Origin of the sequence: Azoarcus sp. TTM-91, assembly GCF_012911025.1 — a bacterium.
Classification (GTDB): Bacteria; Pseudomonadota; Gammaproteobacteria; order Burkholderiales; family Rhodocyclaceae; genus Azoarcus.
In genome coordinates, this window is record NZ_WUEI01000227.1 from 1 (window position 1) to 2,090 (window position 2,090).

At 68.8% G+C, this 2,090-nt stretch carries 2 protein-coding genes; one reads left to right on the forward strand and one right to left on the reverse strand.

Annotated elements, in window-relative coordinates; all coding sequences use genetic code 11:
- Positions 1–194 precede the first annotated feature (194 nt).
- Entirely contained in the window at positions 195–887 is a 693-nt protein-coding gene (locus GRF61_RS23785; protein WP_169153093.1) for a hypothetical protein, read from the forward strand.
- 294 nt (positions 888–1,181) lie between these two features.
- On the opposite strand, the gene GRF61_RS23790 is transcribed toward GRF61_RS23785, so the two are convergent.
- Positions 1,182–2,045 carry an ATP-binding protein gene (locus GRF61_RS23790; protein ID WP_169153094.1) on the reverse strand — a complete coding sequence of 288 codons (864 nt, stop codon included), beginning with the start codon at positions 2,043–2,045 and terminating at the stop codon, positions 1,182–1,184.
- Between the last annotated feature and the right edge of the window lie 45 nt (positions 2,046–2,090).

Here is a 2,090-nt window from a genome sequence, read left to right on the forward strand (position 1 = left end):
AAGAACGCGGCCAGCAGCGCGCTGCGGGTCGATCCCAACCACGCCGGCGCCCGCCGCCTGCAGCAGCGCGCCGAGCGTGCCGAGCAGGATGCGCTGCGCGGCATGGAAATCGAATGAGAACGCGACCGGCCTGGCGTTCGCGCCCGGCCGGTCGGCCGCCGCTTCCCTCCCACACTCTCCGGATCCAGTCGACGATGAAACAGAAACTCCGCCTCTCCGCCCTGGCGCTTGCCGTGACCCTGACCCTGAGCGCCTGCGCCACCACCGGCAGCGGCGGTGGCAGCGCCAGTGCCAGCGGTGACGGCGAATGCAACCCCTGGGTCACCGGCGCGGTGGGCGCAGTGATCGGCGGCGTGCTGGCCGGCGGCAAGAACACGGTGAAGGGCGCCGCAGCAGGTGCCGCGATCGGCGCCCTCGGCTGCCTGGCGATCAACGCCCACAGCCGCCAGATCAAGGACGCCCAGGTGGTCGAGCGCGATTACCGCAACGGCAACGCCGGCCAGCTGCCGGCCCAGCCGCAGGTGCTGACCTACCAGACCCAGGTGGAGCCCGGCCGTGCGGTGCCGGCGGGCGAGAACGTCACCGTCAGCTCCAACATCGCGGTGGTCGCCGGCCAGAGCCAGCCCATCCGGGAAGTGAAGGAAGAGCTGGTGCTGGTGGATACCGCCGGCAAGGAGTTCCGACGCAGCAGCAAGGTGGTCGGCGAGAACGGCTCCGGCCAGTACGAAAACTCCTTCAATTTCAAATTCCCCAAGGGCGTTTCCCAGGGCGTGTACGGCGTGAAGACCGCGCTGTACGTGAACGGCGAAAAGACCCGCGAAACCTCGAACCGGGTGCAGCTGGTGGTGAACGAGGACGGGCTGATGCAGGTCGCCGCGCTGGATTGAGTCGCTGAGGCCGGGGCCGGCGGCTGGATGTGCCGGCCATGCACGCTTGCCGGGCGGCGAGGCAAGCGGATGCAGGTCAGCCATGCCCAGGCTGGCCTTGTTTTTTTGCGCTAGCGGCGTGCGTTGGCTGATTGTTGAGCGAACGTGCCATTCGCTCCGCCGCCGCGCCGTTGATGCCGGTGGCGGCCTTTCAGGCGCGGTCCTGCGCCTGAGCAGTTTCCGGATTTCCTGAACCCGTCACCGTCGCCGGGCGCAATGCGCCGTGCCCCGCGACGGTGTGCTCACGCCCGCGCTTCAGCCCAGCTGCGCCACGTAGTCCTTGGCGAACTGCGCCGCGATGCGGCCGGAGCGGGCGCCGCGGCTCAGGGCCCACAGCAGGGCTTCTTTCTCGGCGGCGCGGATGCGGCGCGCTGGCACGCCGTATTTCTTCAGCCACAGCCGCACCGCTTCCAGGTATTCGTCCTGGGAGAAGGAGTAGAAGCTGAGCCAGATGCCGAAGCGTTCGGACAGCGAGATCTTCTCTTCCACTGCGTCGCCGGGGCGCAGCTCGCCGTCCTGGCTGCGGTTGTTCTCCAGGTTGTCGGAGATCTTGTCCGGGATGAGGTGGCGGCGGTTGGAGGTGGCGTAGATCAGCATGTTGGCGGCCTGGCCGGAGACGGAGCCATCGAGCGCGGTCTTCAGGCCCTTGTAGCCGGTCTCGCCTTCCTCGAAGGAGAGGTCGTCGCAGAACACGATGTATTTCTGCGGCCGCGCGCGCACCAGTTCGATGACCGCCGGCAGGTCGTTCAGGTGTTCCTTGTCGATCTCGATGATGCGCAGGCCCTGCTTGTGGAAGGCGGCGAGGCAGGCTTTCACCAGCGAGGATTTGCCGGTGCCGCGGGCGCCGGTGAGCAGCACGTTGTTGGCCGGGCGGCCCTGCACGAACTGGCGGGTGTTGCGTTCGATGACCTCGCGCTGCTGGTCCACGTTGCGCAGGTCGGAGAACTCGATCAGCGCCGGCTCCTGCACCGGGCTGAGGCGGCCGACGTGGCGGCCGCCGGCCTCGACCCGCTCCCAGTGGTAGGCGGGGGCGTCGGCGAAATCCGGCTTGGTGGCCTGCGGCACATGGGTTTCCAGGGCATCGGCGATGCGCCGCAGCTCATGCAGCAGGGCGCCCAGCGTCGGATCGGCGGCGGTGGGCGTGGTGCTGCTGGCGGCGATCGG

What these genes read in the sequence shown, in the direction of transcription:
- GRF61_RS23785 (WP_169153093.1), top strand. Translation starts at nt 195, where the DNA reads ATGAAACAGAAACTCCGCCTCTCCGCCCTGGCGCTTGCCGTGACCCTG.